Origin of the sequence: Microcystis sp. T1-4 (genome assembly GCF_000297435.1) — a bacterium.
Taxonomy (GTDB): domain Bacteria; phylum Cyanobacteriota; class Cyanobacteriia; order Cyanobacteriales; family Microcystaceae; genus Microcystis.
Map to the genome: position 1 here is coordinate 1 of NZ_CAIP01000306.1, position 661 is coordinate 661.

General features: G+C 39.3%; 1 pseudogene. It reads left to right on the plus strand.

The annotated features are described in order from the left end of the window. Positions 1-79: 79 nt before the first annotated feature. A pseudogene (locus MICAI_RS16500) lies at positions 80-661 on the plus strand (IS630-like element ISMae29 family transposase); the annotation flags it as partial.

The window sequence follows — 661 nt, forward strand, 5'->3', positions numbered from 1 at the left end:
TGTAGTAGAGCATCAATTTTGTTTTGAGGGATAAAAAAAGAGCTAATCTGGAAGAAGTTATCCAACTTCAGACAAAAAAATGCCGAAGAAAAAATATATTGTAGATCTAACAGACTCCGAAAGAACTGAACTCGAGCAGCTAACCAAGAAAGGAAAAATAGCAGCTTACAAAATGAACCATGCCAGAATACTGCTTTTAGCAGACGTCAATCAACAGGAAGGTGGTTGGACTGACTCGAAAATTAGTGAAGCCTTAAATGTTGCTCAAGCCACCATTGAGAGAGTACGACAAAGATTTGTCGAGTCAGGAATTGAATCATCATTAACTCGAAAAAAGCAAGAACATCGCCGGGCCAAAATTATCGATGGGGAAAAGGAAGCAGATCTGATTGCCATCGCTTGTAGTGAAACACCAACGGGACGAGCAAAATGGACACTTCAAATGCTGGCAGATAAAATGGTCGAACTTGAATATGTGGAAAAAATATCACGAGAAACCATCAGAAAAACCTTAAAAAAAATGAATTGAAACCATGGCTGAATCAATCATGGGTCATTCCCCCAAAAGAATCAGCGGAGTTTGTCTGTGCCATGGAAGATGTCTTGGATATTTATCATAGTGAGTATGACCAGCAAAATCCCTGGCTGTGTTTTGATGAGA